Source organism: Amycolatopsis umgeniensis, assembly GCF_014205155.1.
Lineage (GTDB): Bacteria > Actinomycetota > Actinomycetes > Mycobacteriales > Pseudonocardiaceae > Amycolatopsis > Amycolatopsis umgeniensis.
In genome coordinates this window covers 3,203,778-3,221,066 of the sequence record NZ_JACHMX010000001.1, presented here as the reverse complement: position 1 = coordinate 3,221,066, position 17,289 = coordinate 3,203,778, and the positions used below count along the sequence as shown (strand labels likewise).

Sequence of the window (17,289 nt, the reverse complement as noted above, 5' to 3'; positions counted from 1 at the left end):
TCGCGCTGCCCGTCCCCCAAGGTTCAGTTGATCTTTATCCCCCGATCGGGTGACATCGCGCAGAGTCATCGGGTAGCTTGGCCGCCGGGGGATAGGGGTTCCGACATCTGGGGGTATTCATGAGTATCGACAACTCCGCGGTCAGTGGTCACCTAAGACTCGAAAAGGTCGCCCGTCTCATCGCCGACCGATCGTGCGCCGCGGTTTCCTTCGACATTTTCGACACCATTCTCTGGCGTCGGACCCCTCGTCCCGCCGACCTGTTCGGCCTGGTGGCGGCCCGGCTGCGGGAAGCGGGCAAATGTCCCGCCTGGATTTCGGATGCCGCCTTCCGGCGAATGCGCATCGCCGCCGAAAGGGATTCCCGAAGCGGGCAGGACGCGCTCGGCAGCGAAGTCTCGCTCTTCGGTATCTGGCGGGCGATGCCGCTCTCGTTGTTCCCCGATGCCACTCTCGACGAGCTCGTCCGCGCCGAGGTCGACACCGAGCGTGAGCTGACCGAGGTCGACCTCGACATCGCCGAGATCATCCGGCTGGCGAAGGACCACGATCTCCCGATCGTCCTCGTCTCCGACACCTACTTCACCGAAGAGCAGCTCGGGTATCTGCTGGACCGGCCCGAACTCGAGGCACTCAAGAGCGCCCGCGTCTTCCGGTCCCACGAGCACGGCGTGGACAAGGCTTCCGGGCTGTGGGACGTCGTCCTGTCCGACCTCGGACGCCGCCCGGAACAGATCCTCCACGTCGGGGACAACCCGGTCGCCGACGTCGAGGTGCCGGGCGAGCTCGGCATCAGGACGGTGCACTACGAGAGGGCCGACGAGGGCCTCCAGCAGATCCTGGAGCGGGAGGGTGAGCCGGAAGACCCGTTCGGGCCGTACGCCCCCGACCTCGATCCGGAACACGGCGATTTCGGCATCACCAGCCTCCGCGCGAAGACGCTGCAGGCTTCCCGCCCGGACGGTGCCTCTTCGGCCCGTTTCGCCTGGCGGTACGGCGCGGCGGTGACCGGTCCGGTGCTGGCCGGTTTCGCCGAATGGGTCGCGAAGAAGGCGCACGACGACGGCATCAAGGTGCTGTGGTGCCCGATGCGCGAGGGCGAACTGCTGTCGGAGCTGATCGGCAACGCCGCGGCGGCACGCGGCTGGGACGTCACGGCCAAACCCGTCTGGCTGTCGCGGCAGGTCACCTCGATCGCCGCGCTGGACAGCGCCGACAGGGACTCGATCCGCGAGTTCGTCCGCAAACGCCATCAGCTGACCGTCCGGCAACTGCTGGGGATGCTGCACCTGCGCGCGGGGGAGGTCCCGCATCTCGCGGAGGATCTCGACATGGTCTTGGACACCGATGAGATGGTCGGGCGTCTCGCGGTCGCGCTGACCGAAACCCCGCATCTGGTGAACCGGCTCGCCGTCACCGCGACGGCCGCGCGGGAGAGGTTGATCCGTTCGCTGCGCGAGGCCGGAGCCCTCGACGGGCCGGACCTCACCCTCGTGGATCTCGGCTGGGGCGGCACCATCCAGCTCCAGCTCGCCAGGGTGTTGCGGCTGGCCCGGATCGACATCGAGCCGGCGGGCCTCTACCTGGCCACCGACGACCGCTCGGAGAAGGTGCTGCTCGCGGGCCTGCGCGCCGAAGGCTTCCTCGGCCAGGCCGGGCATCCGCGGGAGATCGTCGGGGCGATCGTGCGCAGCCCGGAGGTCCTCGAGCAGTCGGTGAACGCGCTGTGCGGCTCGCTCATCGACTTCACCGAAGACGGCAAGCCGGTACTCGGCGTCGCCGCGGGCAGCGACGCGCAGAACGCCGAGCGTTCGGCCGTCCAGGACGGCATCCGCGCTTTCCAGCGGCAGTGGAACCGGTACGTGTCCGCTTCGGACGGTGCCTGGCCGACACTGGCGGGCACGGCGCGCGACAGGCTGGCGAACATCCTGGTCTCCGCGCTGAAGCTGCCGACGGCCGAAGAGGCTTCGGTGTTCGGGAACTGGGAGCACGAGGACAACTTCGGCTCCGACATGGTCACCCGGGTCCTGCCGGAAGACCTCGTCCCCGCGGTGCCGTACCTGTCGCCGAGTGATCTCGACGATCTGCGGATGCGGGATTCGTTCTGGCCCGCGCTCCTCGCCGCGTCCGATCCGCATCTCGGCGCGGCGGCGCGGGCGGTGCGCACCGGTGCCATCGACCCGGCGATGTTCGAACCGGCGGGAGAGCCGTCCGCGACGTCGGTGCGGTTCCGCACCACCGAGGGCGAATGGTTCGACGGGGCCGACCGCCGGGTGCGGATCAACCACAACGGTCTTTCGTTCGCGCGGATGGACGTCGAAGCGGCCGACATCGAGGAGATCGCGCTGGCCGTCCCGGGCAGGCCCGCGCTCGCGCGGGTCGACTGGATCGAGACGAGGGTCATCGCGGGCGGGCGTCCCCAAGTGCTGCGCTGGAACACTTCCGAAGACTTCGCCCGGCTGCACTACGAAGACTGCACCTGGCTGGGCGCGAACATGGTCGAGTTCCACTCGCCGCTGGCCGCGATCTGGCTGCCGCTGGCGGCCAGGGCGGGCGCACCGGTCAGCTCCTTCCAGCTGACCGTCGCCTTCGCCATGCTGCCGCGTTCGCGTTCCGGGCTCGGCCACCGCATGCCCGCCGCCGGACGCTCACAACGCCTTTCGGCGAAGGTGCGCAACGAGTTGCGTGAGCACGGTCCCGGCGGGCTCGCCGCCGGAGCCGCCCGGATCGCGGTGCGGCGGTTGAGGTCCCGGTGACGGAAGCGATGGCCGGGAGCAGGGAAGACCCGCACGCGCAGGCCAGGTCGGCCAGGTCCGCGCCGGTGCTGCTGCATTCGATGTCGATCTTCCGTGAGATCTTCGAGATCGTCTTCGCGCGGCGCGGGATCCGGACGGTGGTGGAGATCGGCGTCGAATCCGGTCAGGTCAGCGGGATCTACGCGGAGCTCGGGGCGTCGGACGTGTACTGCGTCGACCCCGAGCCCACCGAACGCGTCCGCTCGGCGGTTGAGGCGAACGACGCGCTGCATTTGGTCACCGAACCGTCGCCCGAGGTCCTGCCGCGGTTGCCGGTCGCGGATCTCTACGTGCTCGACGGCGATCACAACTACGCCGTCGTCCGCCGCGAGGTGGCGTGGATCCTCGAGCACGCCCCGGACGCGGTCGTGGCGATGCACGACCTGCTCTGGCCTTGGGGCAGGCGAGACCTCTATTACGAACCGTCGCCGCTGAAGGCGGGAGACCGGCATCCGATCAGCGAGGACGGTCCGACGGTCTGGCACGACGAACTCACTCCGGCGGGATTCGTCGGACTGGGGGCGTTCACCGTCGCGCGGCACGCGGGTGGCGAGCGAAACGGTGTCCTGACAGCCGTCGAAGACGCGCTGGCCGAGCACCCGGAATGGCGGTTCGAGCTCGTGCCCGCCGTCTTCGGGATGGGAATCCTGTACCGGGCGGAAACGGATCCCGACGAAGCGCTCCAGCGGGCGCTGCGGCCGTACACGACGTCGAACCTGCTGGCCGCGATGGAGAACAACAGGATCGCGCTCTACACGCGCGTGCTGCAGATGCAGTTCGAGGCGGCCGCGCAGGCGGACGATCGGGACAGGCTGGCCGACACCGTCGCCGCCCAGCGGCACGAGATCGACAGGCTCACCGCCGAGCTGCACCGGGCGTGGGCCGTCCTGCGCTCCGGTTGAGCATCAGGTGCGGGAAACAGGGACTTCGACTGTCCCTGTTTCCCGCACCGGAAGTTACTTCCCTGAAGCGTTCTTGATGAACTTCGCCAGATCCTTGGACTGCTGCACCCGCGACTCTTCGTGCACGTACATCATGTGCCCGGCCGGGTAGTACGCCGAGTCGATGTTCTCCCGCAGCTCCTCGGGGATCTGAAGGCGCGCGAGGACGTGCTCCGAAGCGAAGTACGGTGTCGCGCCGTCATAGTGACCGAAGGCGACGTGCACTCGCAGGTGCGGGTTCGCCCGCATGGCCGTGGCGAGTGAGTCCACAGAGGACACCGAACGGCCTTCGAAGTCGGAGTACGACCAGGCCTTGAAGACGTCCGTCGAGAGGACCTCGTACGGCAGGTCGTTCTCGTAGCCGAGTTCGGCGCGCACGTAGTGGTTGAGGCCGGCCGCGTAGGCGCCGATGATCCGCGAGATCGACGGGTCGTCGCTCATGTGCTCGCGACCGCCGTCCGGTTCCCAGGTGGTGAACCGGCCGTCCATCCTGCCGACGACGAGACCCTTGTTCCGCAGGAGTTCCGTGAAGTACCGGACGTGCTCGATCCTGAGGTTGACGCGGTCCACATAGGACTCGCTGAGCCCGGTGAGCGAGGCGAGGGTCGCCACCGCTTCGGCACGGTCCTGTGTGGACAGACGAGCGCCGCGCGCGAGCGCCCAGGGGAGCTCCTTGGCCGCGAAGTCCTCGGCGTCCGCGAGGACGTCGTCGAGCGGCCTTTCGCCGTGGAGCCCGTGGTAGTGCGCGATCGCCGCGTACGTCGGCACGTAGAGCGAGTACGGCAGGTCGTTGCCCTCGGTGAACCGCAGGGTGCCCAGATCCAGCACGGACGAGATCAGCAGGAGCCCGTTCAGGTACATGCCGTGGCGTTCCTGCAGATGCGCGGCGAGCCCGGCCGCGCGGAGCGTGCCGTACGACTCGCCCGCGAGGAACTTCGGCGAAAGCCAGCGCTGCTCGCGCGAAACCCACAGCCGGATGACCTCGCCGATGGACTCGATGTCGGCGGTGAACCCGTGGTAGTCCTTGGCCTGCTCGCCGTCCACGGCACGCGAGTAGCCGGTCGACACCGGGTCGATGAACACCAGGTCGCTGTGCGCCAGCAGGGTTTCCTGGTTGTCGGTCAGCCCGTAGGGCGGCGCGACCGGGCTGTCGACATCGCCGGACAGCACCCGGCGCGGGCCGAGGAGGCCCAGGTGCAGCCAGATGCTCGCCGAGCCGGGCCCGCCGTTGAACGCGAAGGTCACCGGGCGCGTGCCGGGTTCCGCGTCGTCGAGTGTGTAGGCGGTCAAGAACACCTCGGCCTTGGCCTTGTGGCCTTCGGACTTCCCGTCGGTGACGACCTCCTTCCGCAGCACGATCCGCCCTGTCCGGGCCGTGTAGGCGAGTTTGCGCCGCTTGAGGGTCAGCGTGTGCTTCGTGGTGACCAGGTCGTCGGTCGGCTCGACCTTCGTGTCCACCGACGGGGTGTCCTTCTCGTCGGTGGCCTTCTCATCGGGATTGTTGTCCGGCATGGTCCCAACCTACTGGCAGTCTGTACGGGTGGACATCGTCACGGCGCATGATCGCCCGAACACGCCTCGCGAGGCGATCGAAATCCAGGAGACCCTGCGCGGCCTGGTCGATCTCGAGGATCGCTGTCCACAAGAGATCCTCACGGTCACCGGGCTGGACGTCGCTTACGACGAGCCCAGCGGCCTCATCGCCGCGGCCGCGGTCACCCTCGACACCTCGGGATTCCGTGTCGTGGAAGAGCGAACCGTCGTTTCCCGGGTCTCGTTCCCGTACGAACCGGGACTTTTCGCCTTCCGCGAGCTGCCGCCGCTGCTCGACGCCCTCCGCGCGCTCGACCACCCGCCGGATCTCCTGGTCTGCGACGGGCACGGGCTGGCCCACCCCCGCCGGTTCGGGCTGGCGTGCCACGTCGGCGTCGTGACCGGTTTGCCGTCCATCGGGGTCGGCAAGACCCGGTTCATCGGCGAGCACGACGAGCCGGGCCGGGAGCGCGGCTCACGGGCGCCCTTGCTGGACGATGGCGAGGTCGTCGGCGCCGTCCTGCGCACCCGGGACGAGGTGAAGCCCGTTTACGTCTCCGTCGGCCACAAGATCTCGCTGGACCGCGCGTGCCGTGAGGTGCTGCGGCTGTGTCCCGCGTTCCGGCAGCCGGAGACGACCCGGCACGCCGATCGCCTCGCTCGCGACGCGTTGAAGGAAGTCCTGTGAAGTTCCGTTCCCTCGCCGAACTCGACGCCGCGGTCGTCGGCTGCCGCGCCTGCCCGAGGCTGGTCGCGTGGCGTGAGGAGATCGCCGTGGTCAAACGCGCGGCCTTCGCGGACGAGACCTATTGGGCGCGGCCGGTACCCGGCTTCGGCCCGCCCGACGCGTCGCTCGCGATCGTCGGCCTCGCCCCTTCGGCACACGGTGCGAACCGGACCGGCCGGATGTTCACCGGCGATCCCTCCGGCGACGTCTTGTTCAAGGCCCTTCACCGGGTCGGTGTCGCCTCGCAGCCGACGTCGACCCATCCGGGTGACGGCCTCGAGCTACGAGGGACTCGGATGGTCGCGCCGGTGAGATGCGCGCCACCCGCGAACAAGCCGACACCTGAGGAACGCGATACCTGCCGATCCTGGCTCGCCGAAGAGCTCACCCTGCTCAAACCGACGCTCAAGGCCGTCTTCGTGCTTGGCGCGTTCGGTTGGCAGGCGCTTCTGCCGGTGCTCGCCGAGGCGGGCTGGCCGGTGCCGACGCCACGCCCGAAATTCGGCCACGGAGCCGAGGCGCGGCTCGGCGACCTGCGCCTCTTCGGCTGTTATCACGTGTCGCAGAGGAATGTCCAGACCGGTCGCCTGACGCTGGACATGGTGTGCGACGTCCTGGCCTCCGCGACCTCGGCGGCCGGCCTGAACTGAATCGGTGCGGAAACCGTGGCGACGCTGGTCACAGCGGGATGGGGTACACGAGCGATCTCAGCTCATGGGTGCGACTATAGAAATATGGCTGGTGTTAAGTCGGAACCGACACGGATCCTCGTCCTCGGTGGTGGGTACGTCGGGCTCTACACGGCGTACGGGCTCCAGAAGATGCTCCGGGCCAACGAAGCGTCCGTGACGGTCGTTGACCCGCAGCCGCACATGACCTATGCCCCCTTCTTGCCCGAGGCGGCGGCCGGTGCGATCGAACCGCGGCACGTGGTCGTGCCGCTGAGGCGCGTGCTCAAGCGCTGCCACGTGCTCACCGCGCGCGTGACGAAGATCGAGCACGAGCGCAAGGCCGTGACGGTCGAGGCCGCCGACGGGCATGTCGAGCAGCTGAACTACGACGTCCTCGTGGTCGCGCTCGGCGCCGTGGCGCGCATCCTGCCGATCCCCGGCCTGGTCGAAGAAGGCATCGCCTTCAAGACCATCGGCGAGGCGATCTACCTGCGCAACCACGTCATGACGAAGCTGGACGAGGCCGCCAGCACGCTCGACCCCGAGCAGCGCAAGCGTCTGCTGACGTTCACCGTCGTCGGCGGCGGGTTCGCCGGTATCGAGGCGCTCGCCGAACTCGAGGACATGACCCGCTTCGCGGTGGAGAACTACTACCCGAACCTCAAGGTCGAGGACATCCGCTGGGTGCTCGTCGAGGCGGCCGGGCGGATCCTCCCCGAGGTGCGCGAGACGCTCGGTGTGTACACCGTCGAGCAGCTTGAGAAGCGCGGCATCGAGGTCTATTTGTCGACAGCGGCGAAGTCGTTCGAAAACGGCCACGTCGTCCTTTCGGACGGCACCGAATTCGACACCGACACGATCATCTGGACCGCCGGCGTGAAGGCGAACCCGGTGCTCGCGAGCTCGGACCTGCCGCTGGACAAGCGCGGCCGCGTCGAAGCCACCGCCGCGATGCAGGTCGTCGGGCACCCCGACGTCTGGACCGCCGGTGACAACGCCGCCGTGCCGGACCTCTCGCGGACCGAGCAGGACCCGACAGCGACCTGCCCGCCGAACGCGCAGCACGCCGTTCGCCAGGCACGCCTGCTGTCGAAGAACATCATCAAGGTGATCCGCGGCGGCAAGCCGAAGGACTACTACCACAAGAACCTGGGTGCGGTGGCCAGCCTCGGTCTGCACAAGGGTGTCGCCGACGCGCTGAACCTGAAGATCAAGGGCTTCCCGGCCTGGCTCTTCCACCGCGCGTACCACCTCAAGGCGATGCCGACCTGGAACCGCAAGATCCGCATCCTGTTCGACTGGATGCTGGGTGGCCTGTTCCGGCGCGAGGTCATCTCGCTCGGCCAGATCAACAACCCGCGCGAGGAGTTCGACAGGCTGTCGAAGTCCTGAGTCCGTAGGTCCGTGAAGGCCTCCTTCCCTACTTTGAGCGTAGGGAAGGAGGCCTTCACGGCGTTTAGGGTGTGCCGGTGCAGGCATTCCGGAAGTCCGTACCCGCCGTTCCGCTCGCCGCCGGCCTGGCTCCGGCCGAACTGGCGAAACACGTCTTGGAGCGGATCGAGCGCGACAACGCGCACGCCCGCCAGCGAAAGCGGCGCTTCCGCTGGCGCGCCGTGTCGATCAGGCTCCTGCTGCTCGCCCTGTCCGCGGCGTCCACGATCATCCTCGGGTTGCAGAACCTCAACGGCTGGACGGGTGTGGCGTTCGCACTCGTGGCCGTGACGACCGTGGTCGGCGCGCTGGAGCCCTTCTTCGCCTGGCGTTCCCTGTGGGTCCTGATGGAAGAGGTCCAATTCCGGCTCTATCGGCTACGCGACGAGCTCAGTTTCTACATCGCGTCGACGCCGCCCGAGCGGATCGACCCCCACCTGATCAACGAGAAGTTCGAGGAGTACCAGGCGGTCTGGAACCAGGTCGGCCTCCGATGGCTCGAATATCGGCGTACTGACGCGGCGAACTGAGCGGCATCGCCTAGGCTGTCGGTGCCCCGGTAGCCCAACTGGCAGAGGCAGTCGACTTAAAATCGACCCAGTGCGGGTTCGATCCCCGTCCGGGGCACGTACAGCATCCACACAGCGCTCAGGCGCTCGTGAGCTGCTGCTCTCCGCGACTGTCACGATCGCTCGACGTCGTCGTAGGACTGTTGATGCTGCGGCCAACACCTTGCTGGTTGAAGGTGCGCGGCCTGCCCGGCCAGGCGGTGGCAAATGATGCCGGTGAAGACCTTGCTCCCTAGTCATGCGACGTTCGTAGCGTCTTGGGTTGTCATGCCTGGTCCGATGCTGGCCGCGGGGTGGCTGGCGTGAGGACGGGCGACCGCCGCGATCCGGTTGTGTCGGCTGTGAGCACGATGGTGGGCGTCGTGGTCGGCCTGACGTTCCTGTTCGGGTTCGGCAACGTGTTCACCCTCGCTCTTCGGCTCGATGTTCCCCTCTGGGTTGCGCCGCTCGTCGCACCTGCGGTGGATCTGACGGTCGTGGCCTTGCTCGTCGCGATCCGCCGCTTATCAGAGCACGGCGCGACTCCTGAGATTGTCAGATCGGCGTGGCGCCTGCTGGTCGGCGCGAGCACGGTGACGCTGGCTCTCAATGTGGCCGAGCCTCTGATTGCTGGGGAGATCGGCAAGGCGCTGTTCGATGCCGTCGGGCCGCTGTTGCTGATCGGTTGGTCCGAGGTCGGACCCGGCTTGCTGCAGGCGCTCGTTGATCTACGGACGGGCGCTCAGGACGCTGTTGCCAGCACACCCTTGAGTACCGCGTGTGCGATCTCGGCGGCGGATGGACCGAACACAGCCACGACGGGGCTTGACCGCGGTCTGGTTGAGCGTGCGAAGCAGTTGGATGCCCGGCATCGTGAACCACATCAGCGGCCCATCTCAGCAGAAGGGCTTCGCAAAGCACTGGGCGTAGGAGCGGAGCGCTCTCGCATGCTGACACGCGCGGTCCGCTCGGAATGGTGCGGAGTGTCGCAGCCAGTTGAGAGACCTACGTCGTTGCCAGCGGCAGTGTGAACGAAGTTGTCGGAGCCGAGCACTACTGTCTGAGCATGGCTGGTTCTGTATCGCCCCTGTGCTCGTGCCGGTGCACGTAGGGACATGGCTCCCGATGCCTTCGAACCGCCGTCGATGCCGGTGATCCTTGGTGGAGGCGGTGGTAGTTCGTGGTACGGAAGGCGCGGCGCGAAGGTCCGGCAGTCAGTTCTCACGGCTGCTGAGATCGACTGGACTGGCGCCTCGCCCCGCGAGCGGAGGCCCTGGCCGTCCTCGTGCAACGCAGCGAACTCGCCGGGCGGACCTGGCCGGACGTCGTGACGGCCGCCGAACACGCACTCCTGGACCACCCCCTTGCTGGGGCGGCGCCCTGACACGCGCTGTTCAAGCGTGACCGGGACCCGGCGAGCGGGAGCACCTCCGAGGAGGTGCGGCACACCCGCCCGCCGGGCATCCAACACCGCTCGCCAGTGAATGGCACTCGGAAACCGCGGCGTAACGCACGGTGCGCGGACCCGCTGCCGCGACATGAACGGGCGGTATCCACGCACGATCACGAGGTCGATGTCGGTGGTTCCGTCGATCTTCTGGACTGCTGGGCCGCAGTCACTGAAGGATTCGTCGGCGACTCGGAGTGTGAGTTCGAAATCTGCCCTGCGAGTGGAAAATCTCGTCCCATTCTTCGTATTCAGGGTATCGCACTGAGTTGCTGACTCTCGGTGTGTGAATAGCGTATCGGGTGGGTACGGGCTGTTCGGATCACCCGGTTGGCGGTGATCGTTACCTGTACGGGTGGCTAGCGTCGTCCTTGGACTGATGGGGAGGTCAGCCCGAATCACCATTCGGTATTTCCGTGGATCCTCATCGAGTCTTCGCCTTGTCGATACCATGCGATCTGAATGAGGGGTACAATGTTTGTGTTGAGACGAAGACGACCTGTTCTTTGCGGTATCGCCGTAGTTGCCTGCGCTCTTCTTGTATCGACGTCCAACGTGGCTTCGGCTTCGCAAGCGACGTTGGTGGATGAAGTCGCGAGTGCTGCGAAAGCCGGCCCGTCGGGCGATAAGCGTGAACTGGTCCTTGGCGGGAAGGATGCCCGGATGACGGCACAGGAGCCGGCGCTCGATCTGATCGAAGCGGTGCAGGGGTTCGCGCAATCGCGCAAGTTGTCCGGGTACGTTCAAGCTCGAATCGAGCCGGAAACGAACGCGGTGACTATATATTGGCATCGTGAACCTCCTGCGGAGATCAGGCAGTACGCGGAATCGGAGCGTGGCGGGGTTGCGCTTCATTTTTCCGTAGTGCCATACTCGTATGACGAGCTTGTCAAAGAGGCGCGTCGCATTGTTTCGGAGAACTCTCCCAAGGTTGTCAGTGCGTCACCGAACGCTGATTTCACTGGCATCACGGTCGGGGTCGACACGAGCAAGGTGGACTTGCAGTCCATGTCGGTATCGTCGACAGTGCCTGTGCAGTTGACGCACGGGGGGGAAGTACTCGGCATCATCCCGGGAGGCTGATACGTCCCCTTTTTGGGGTGGATCGTTGATCGTGGACAACATCGGGACGGAGGGGTGTAGTACGGGGTGGACGGTGCAGAAATCCAATGGTGCGCGAGCGCTGCTGACGTCGGGGCATTGCCAGCACAGGACCTCCTCTCCCTGGCGTGCCGGGCTCAGTGATCGGGTTGTCGGGAATGAAGGGCCGCGCAGCACCGCAACGGACTCCATGACCTTGGAAGGGCAGTCGTACAATCCGACTGTCTATGTCGACGGATGGACTTCAACGCTGGGTTTGCCAGTACATTCGTGGTCTGATCCGGTTCTTGGGGAAGTCATCTGCGAAGATGGGGCTTTTTCCGGTCAGGTGTGCGGGCCTGTGGTCGATGAGGTCGGTATGACCGTTGATTACGGATTCGGCGCAGTCGGACCAGGCTTTACGGCGACGCTTCCGACCACCAGTCATGCATCCGCCGGTGAGGGCGACAGTGGTGGTCCGGCCTATAATCAGGCTGGACGAGGCAGTGGGCAAGTCAAGCTTCGCGGGATGATCGCGGCAAGAAATTACAACTCGCAGTACGTGGCCCCTTGCGTCGGGGTCACCGGGCGGGAATGTTCTCGGAAGAACTACCACGTCAATGTCAACGCCATCAACTCGGCGCTGGGCGTGACGCCGGTTACCTAGCCGGAAGGTTTGCCAGGCGTCTCATGACGCCTTATCGAAGCAGCATGATAGAGCGACGACCCGAGGCCGCACCGCACTCTGAGCAACGGGCGGTGTGGTCTCGGTTGCCGGTGTGCCAGGTTGCGCACTCTAGCCTCACCGAATAATTGACAAAATCAATACATCGAGATGTGAATGTGGTCGTAGTGGCAGCCAGTGAGGTTGTTCGGATTCGGGCAGCCGTAGGCACTGGATTGGTATGTGCTCCAGGTCTGGTTGTCGGCTGACCAGTACTTGCCCTGCCAGATGAGGTAGCGAACGCCGAGATCCGCCTGATGGGCGATGAGCCAGTTCGCGACTTGCCAGCCTCTGGCCACTGACGTCTCGTCGTGCGGATTGAACATGACGTCGCAGGCGCGGCCTTGGGGGCGGAGTCCGGGTTGGCTGGCCGGTGTGCGAAGCAGCCGAGCCCGTTGCCGGTCATTCCGTTGGCACGCAGTGTTTGCACGAGGTTCAGAGTGCGTGGGGTGATTCGCCCACCGCTGGTGGGGTCGGGCAGGTCGGCCTGTTCGGAGGGCCACTCGGTGCGTAGCTGCCCCGACGTCCCGGTCGGACATACGGCGCCTTGAACGGCGGCCACGATCTGCCGTGCGACGTCTTCGAACCGCGCGTACCGATCGGGAAAACCTGAACGTGGCACGGTTTGGGCGGCTTCGGCGACTGGGACGCTCTGCCGGTTCGGTACAGCCAGGAGATGTCGGTAGAACTGTTCGCACTGTAGCCGGGATCCATGATCTGGCTTGCGGTTCCCCATCCCATGGAAGGGCGTTGCTGGAACAGGCCGAGGCTGTCGCGGTCGCCGTGGTCGAGGTTCTGAAGGCGTGACTCGGTGAGCGCGGTGGTGACGGCGACGATCCAGCCGTGTTCGGGGACGCGCAGTCGCTGACCGACGGCCACGATCGTTGCCGCGTGAGCGATTTTCTGAGGCTCGTGTTCCTGAGCGTCGGTAGAGGTGCCCGCGGGAGAGCAGTTCGGGCGATCGCCAGTGGCGCCGAACACGGCTTGGGCGGGACTGGATCGCCCGGGAACAGGAACGCCGACGCCGTCGATCGCGGGATTGGCGTGGCGAATCGCATCCGTTGAACCTGTTCGACACGATGATCACGGATCCGGCGGGCGGCGATGGTCCCGAGCCTGAAGGCGATTACGCACATGAACCTGCGTGACGGCACATGAGGCCGGGTGTCGCGAGCGGACGAGGGGGCCGCTCGCGACACCTTTCGCGCTGAGTTCCGCTCGGGGGCGGCGAACCGTGATCTGTCACCCATGATCGTCATCCGGGCAAAGCCGGGATGTCAGGATACGAGCCGTGACTCCGACCTACGTTTTCGTCCACGGCTCCAACAGCAACTCGTTCACCTGGAACCCGCTGCAACGCGAGCTCGCCCTGCTCGGGCACCGCACGCTGGCCGTCGACCTTCCCGGACACGGCTTCGGCGCCGGTTTCCAGGCGGCTTACCAGGCGCCGCAAGACCTCGCGGCGCTGGCCGCGGCGCCCTCGAACCAGGCCGACGTCACCGCGGCCGAAGCCGTCGAGCAGGTGGTGGACGTCGTCCGCAAGGTCGCCGAGAACGGTCCGGTCATCCTGGTCGGACACAGTCGCGGCGGGGTCACGCTCACCGGGGTCGGCAACGCCGTCCCGGAGCTGATCGACCGGATCGTCTACATCTCCGCCTGGTGCTGCGTCGACGCGACAGTGGGCGAGTACATGCAGGGCCCCGAGAACGCGAGCAGCGCGCTCAACGATGTCGGCGGTGTCGTCATCGCCGACCCGGCCGCGCTCGGCGCACTCCGGATGAACTGGCGTACCGCCGATCCCACGCTGCTGGCCGCGTTGAAGACCGCGATGCTCGAAGACGGCACCGATCAGGAGTTCTTCGCCTACCTCAACACGCTCGAGCCGGACGAGAGCCTCGACGCGGGTACCGAGAAGGCCGACGCCGCCACCTGGGGCCGGATCCCGCGCACCTACATCCGGCTCACCGAAGACCGCTCCATGCCGCTCGCGCTGCAGGACCGCTTCATCAAGGAGGCGGACGCGCTCACACCGGACAACCCGACCGACGTGCGTTCGCTCGAGAGCAGCCACGTCCGCTTCCTCCTCCATCCGCGGGAGGCCGCGACCATCCTTGCCGGGCTCGCGTAAGCCTCGAGGTACTGTTCCGCCGGGGGGAGGAGGAGACCCGAGAGCGATGACGGACGGACAATTCACCAAGGGGCACCTGATCACGCTGCTGATCAGTTCCGCGATCGGAGTGGGATTCGGGGCCGGGTGGTGGTTCTTCGGGGCCTCCTCCGTCTCCAGTGGATCGACGCCGCTGATCATCCTGGGTGTCGTCGCGGTGCTGGGACTGGCCGGTTGGCTCGTCCTGACAGCCCGCCGCGGTGCCGGGCTGCCCGCGGGCGGCGGACGGGAGGACAGCCCGTTCGGCAAGCTGTACGGGATCGCCGTGCTGCTCATGCTCGTGGGGATCTTCGCCGGGTCGAGGGTGCTCTCGGCGGTTTTCGAACTTCCCGAAGCCGTGCCCGCCTGGGTGCTCTTCGTGGTCGGCTTGCACTTCCTGCCGTTCTCGAAGTTGTTCGGCTCCCGGCGTTTCCTGGTGCTGAGCGCGTTGCTGTGCGTCGTCGCCGTGCTGAGCGCCGTGCTCGCGATCGCGGGCTGGACGGCGGCCTGGCAGCTCGTGCCGGGCTTCGGCGGTGCCGTGGTCCTCTGGGCGACAGTCGTCGCGGGGTTGCTCGGTACGGACCGTCAGGGAGCGACGAGCCCGGCTTCGTAGGCGAAGATCGTCAGCTGGACCCGGTTGGTCGCGTCGAGTTTCGCGAAGATCCGGGTGATGTGGGTCTTCACCGTCGCTTCGCTCAGATGCAGTTCCGCGCCGATCCCGGCGTTGGTCCCGCCCTGCGCGACGGCGGTGACGATCTCCCGTTCGCGTTCGGTCAGCGTGCTCAGCCCGGCTTGCGCCCGATGACGGCGAGGGCTCATCCGGGTCGCGACGAAATGCCCGATGAGCTTTCGCGTCGTCCGCGGCGACAACATCGCCTCACCCGCCGCGACCACGCGCACCGCGTCGATGATCTCCTGCGGAGAACCCTCTTTCAGCAGGAACCCGCTGGCGCCCGCGCCGAGCGCGTCGAAAACGTACTCGTCGAGGTCGTAGGTGGTCAGCACGAGGACCTTCGGCGGATTGGGCAGCGCAGTGACGGCGGCTGTCGCGATGAGACCGTTCATCCGGCGCATCCTGATGTCCATCAGCACGACGTCGGGAGCGTGCATGGTCACCTTCGGCACGGCCTCGTCACCGTCGCCCGCTTCGGCGATGACCCGGATGTCCTCCGTGCTCGACAGGATCATCGACAAACCGGTTCGCACGAGGGGGTCGTCGTCGACGAGCAGCACTCGCAGTGGGCGCTGGTTCACCTGACCAGGTTAGTGGTGTCCCCACGGTAGCCATGCCCGGACGGCGAACGTGCGCTCTTCGGTGGGCTCGGCGCTGACGGTCCCGCCGATCAGGGTGACGCGTTCGCCGATCCCGGTCAGCCCGGTGCCCGCGCCCGGCGGCTTCCCCGCGGCGGGCGTCGTGGGCAGCGGATTGACGACTTCGACGATGAGCCCGTTCCCCGGTCCTCCGCGAACCGAGACCTCGGCCGTCGCGCCCGGCGCGTGCTTCAAGATGTTGGTCATCGATTCCTGGACGATCCGGTACGCCGTCGTGCCGAGCAGCGCCGGCGCGCCGCCCGCTTCGGCGAGCAAAATCGTCACGTTGACCCCCAGCCCCGCCCGGCGGGCGTTGGCGACCAGTTCGGGGATGTCCGCCAGCGTCGGCTGCGGAGGTTCGGGATGGAGCCCGTTCTCGCCGAAACCCTGGCCATCACGGAGCACGCCGATGACCTGCCGCAGATCTTCGAGAGACTGGCGTGCGGTCGTGCGGACGGTCTTCGCCGCTTCCGACGTCGCGGGTCCTTTGCTGACTTCGAGCGCGCCCGCTTGCAAGGACAGCAGGGAAAGCCGGTGCCCGAGGACGTCGTGCATTTCGCGCGCGATCCTCGTACGTTCCGCGCGACGGGTCATTTCGGCCCGGAGCTCCTCTTCCTTGGCCTCCCGGATCGCGAGCGTGTCCTGCATGCCGCGGACGACCCCGACGGTGAGCGGAATGGCCGTCATCACGACGGCGACCGTCAACGTCCCCATCACCTGCACGGCGGACAACTGTTTGCCGACGATCTGGCCGGCGACGGTCACGTCGGGATGGCGGTTCGCGTCGCCGAACAACGCCCACGCCGTGGCGAAGTAGACCAGTACGGATCCGATCCACATGAGACGGTCTCGGCGTCTCGCGGCCAAGGCGGCGAGGGCGATCAACGCGGCCAGCGCGTCGGACCGGAAGCAAAGCGGTGGCACCAAAGCGATGCCGAGGACGAGCTCCGGCCATTTGTGCCGCCAGCAGAGCATCACCGCCGCCGCGATTCCGGTGAAGAACCCGAGTGCGGACCACCACGTCGGAGCGAACGATTTGGTCGCCGGGAGATAGCCCTGGGCGCTGAAGACGAAAATGCTGCTGATCACGCACGCCGCGACCGCCACCACGGTGAGCACCACGCCCAGGACACGCCTCGCCATGCGCTGAGCGTACGCAAGTCCGCCGGGCCGCCCGCATCAGCGGAACCGATCCTTCCGGGAGCGCGAAATACGACTTTCGTCGTAACGGGTTCACGCGCCGAGGACGACGCGGCCGCCTCGCGATCGCTGGTTGTATGCCGCGTCGTTCATTCCGTCGGAAAGGAAAATCCGTGACCCAGCAAACCCCCTACACGCCGGCCCCGCAAGCCCCCGCCGCCCCGCAGCCACCCCGCAACGGCATCGGCGTCACGGGCTTCGTGCTCGGCCTGGTGGGGCTGGTCTTCTCCCCGATCCCGTTCGTCGGCGTCATCGCGTGGCCGCTGGTGGTGCTCGGCCTGATCTTCTCGATCATCGGGCTGATCCGCGTCAAGAACGGGAAGGCCTCGAACAAGGGCCTCTCCATCACCGGTATCGCCTTGTCCGCACTCGGGCTCGTGGTGTGCGTGGTGTGGATCTTCGTGTTCAACGCGGCGGTCAACGAGGTCAACAACGAGCTCAACCGCACCGCGAAGGTGTCCTACGAGATCACCGGCGACGCCACGAACGTCGAGGTCATCTATGGCGAGGTGCTCAACCCCCTCACGGAAACGGTCCCGGCGCTGCCGTGGAACAAGGAAGTCGAGAACAAGGGCGTCTACAAGGGCGGGACGCTCACGGTCACGACGGGCGAGACCGGCGGATCGGTCAGCTGCAAGATCACCGTCGACGGCGCGGTGGTTTCGACCAAGACCGCTTCCGGCGAATTCGCCACGGCCGCCTGCACCGGAGTGTGACGGTCGGAGCGTGAAAGGC

General features: G+C 66.8%; 16 protein-coding genes and 1 tRNA gene. 13 read left to right on the top strand and 4 right to left on the bottom strand.

Translation table 11 applies throughout. The features are described 5' to 3' along the window. Positions 1-119: 119 nt before the first annotated feature. The gene (locus tag HDA45_RS14695) at positions 120-2,756 is read left to right on the top strand and encodes an HAD family hydrolase (RefSeq protein WP_246480712.1); all 2,637 of its coding nucleotides are present in this window, start codon (positions 120-122) and stop codon (positions 2,754-2,756) included. 8 nt (positions 2,757-2,764) lie between these two features. After that, positions 2,765-3,697 (top strand): class I SAM-dependent methyltransferase, encoded by a 933-nt coding sequence (locus HDA45_RS14690; RefSeq protein ID WP_184905654.1) that lies wholly within the window; start codon positions 2,765-2,767, stop codon positions 3,695-3,697. Between the two features lie 54 nt (positions 3,698-3,751). Here the strand turns inward: HDA45_RS14690 and HDA45_RS14685 are convergent, their stop codons facing one another. Continuing rightward, positions 3,752-5,248 (bottom strand): S10 family peptidase, encoded by a 1,497-nt coding sequence (locus tag HDA45_RS14685; RefSeq protein ID WP_184895602.1) that lies wholly within the window; start codon positions 5,246-5,248, stop codon positions 3,752-3,754. Positions 5,249-5,276: 28 nt separating this feature from the next. Here HDA45_RS14685 and HDA45_RS14680 point away from each other — a divergent pair, with 28 nt between their 5' ends. From HDA45_RS14680 to HDA45_RS14645, 8 genes are all read left to right on the top strand, one after another. After that, positions 5,277-5,957 (top strand): endonuclease V, encoded by a 681-nt coding sequence (locus tag HDA45_RS14680; RefSeq protein ID WP_184895600.1) that lies wholly within the window; start codon positions 5,277-5,279, stop codon positions 5,955-5,957. Further along, positions 5,954-6,646 carry a uracil-DNA glycosylase family protein gene (locus tag HDA45_RS14675; protein ID WP_184895597.1) on the top strand — a complete coding sequence of 231 codons (693 nt, stop codon included), beginning with the start codon at positions 5,954-5,956 and terminating at the stop codon, positions 6,644-6,646. Before HDA45_RS14680 ends, HDA45_RS14675 begins: the two co-directional genes overlap by 4 nt. An 84-nt stretch (positions 6,647-6,730) precedes the next feature. Continuing rightward, positions 6,731-8,059 (top strand): NAD(P)/FAD-dependent oxidoreductase, encoded by a 1,329-nt coding sequence (locus HDA45_RS14670; protein ID WP_005155795.1) that lies wholly within the window; start codon positions 6,731-6,733, stop codon positions 8,057-8,059. A gap of 77 nt (positions 8,060-8,136) precedes the next feature. Continuing rightward, complete coding sequence (locus HDA45_RS14665; RefSeq protein WP_184895595.1) at positions 8,137-8,628, top strand: SLATT domain-containing protein; 492 nt, start codon at positions 8,137-8,139, stop codon at positions 8,626-8,628. Positions 8,629-8,651: 23 nt separating this feature from the next. Further along, a tRNA-Leu gene (locus HDA45_RS14660) sits at positions 8,652-8,725 on the top strand. A gap of 292 nt (positions 8,726-9,017) precedes the next feature. Further along, the gene (locus tag HDA45_RS14655; protein ID WP_221471967.1) at positions 9,018-9,677 is read left to right on the top strand and encodes a hypothetical protein; all 660 of its coding nucleotides are present in this window, start codon (positions 9,018-9,020) and stop codon (positions 9,675-9,677) included. Between the two features lie 971 nt (positions 9,678-10,648). Beyond that, a complete protein-coding gene (locus HDA45_RS14650) occupies positions 10,649-11,176 on the top strand; it encodes a hypothetical protein (RefSeq protein ID WP_184895594.1) in 528 nt (175 codons plus the stop codon). A 73-nt stretch (positions 11,177-11,249) separates the two neighbouring features. Continuing rightward, complete coding sequence (locus tag HDA45_RS14645; protein ID WP_184895592.1) at positions 11,250-11,840, top strand: chymotrypsin family serine protease; 591 nt, start codon at positions 11,250-11,252, stop codon at positions 11,838-11,840. A 155-nt stretch (positions 11,841-11,995) separates the two neighbouring features. Here HDA45_RS14645 and HDA45_RS43305 read toward each other — a convergent pair whose 3' ends face one another. Continuing rightward, the gene (locus tag HDA45_RS43305; RefSeq protein ID WP_484477140.1) at positions 11,996-12,436 is read right to left on the bottom strand and encodes a VldE C-terminal domain-containing protein; all 441 of its coding nucleotides are present in this window, start codon (positions 12,434-12,436) and stop codon (positions 11,996-11,998) included. Positions 12,437-13,188: 752 nt separating this feature from the next. Between HDA45_RS43305 and HDA45_RS14635 the strand changes: the two genes are divergently transcribed. Further along, complete coding sequence (locus tag HDA45_RS14635; protein WP_184895588.1) at positions 13,189-14,025, top strand: alpha/beta fold hydrolase; 837 nt, start codon at positions 13,189-13,191, stop codon at positions 14,023-14,025. 46 nt (positions 14,026-14,071) lie between these two features. Continuing rightward, on the top strand, positions 14,072-14,656 hold the full coding sequence (locus HDA45_RS14630; RefSeq protein WP_184895586.1) for a DUF7010 family protein: 585 nt from the start codon (positions 14,072-14,074) through the stop codon (positions 14,654-14,656). On the opposite strand, the gene HDA45_RS14625 is transcribed toward HDA45_RS14630, so the two are convergent. Both HDA45_RS14625 and HDA45_RS14620 read right to left on the bottom strand, forming a co-directional pair. Continuing rightward, positions 14,629-15,276: a response regulator gene (locus HDA45_RS14625; protein WP_184905651.1), complete on the bottom strand. Its 648-nt coding sequence runs from the start codon at positions 15,274-15,276 to the stop codon at positions 14,629-14,631. The two genes, HDA45_RS14630 and HDA45_RS14625, sit on opposite strands and share 28 nt — an antisense overlap. A 30-nt stretch (positions 15,277-15,306) precedes the next feature. After that, a complete protein-coding gene (locus HDA45_RS14620) occupies positions 15,307-16,497 on the bottom strand; it encodes a sensor histidine kinase (RefSeq protein ID WP_184895585.1) in 1,191 nt (396 codons plus the stop codon). Positions 16,498-16,667: 170 nt separating this feature from the next. On the opposite strand from HDA45_RS14620, the gene HDA45_RS14615 reads away from it, so the two are divergent. After that, complete coding sequence (locus HDA45_RS14615; protein ID WP_184895583.1) at positions 16,668-17,270, top strand: DUF4190 domain-containing protein; 603 nt, start codon at positions 16,668-16,670, stop codon at positions 17,268-17,270. The last annotated feature ends 19 nt before the right edge of the window (positions 17,271-17,289 follow it).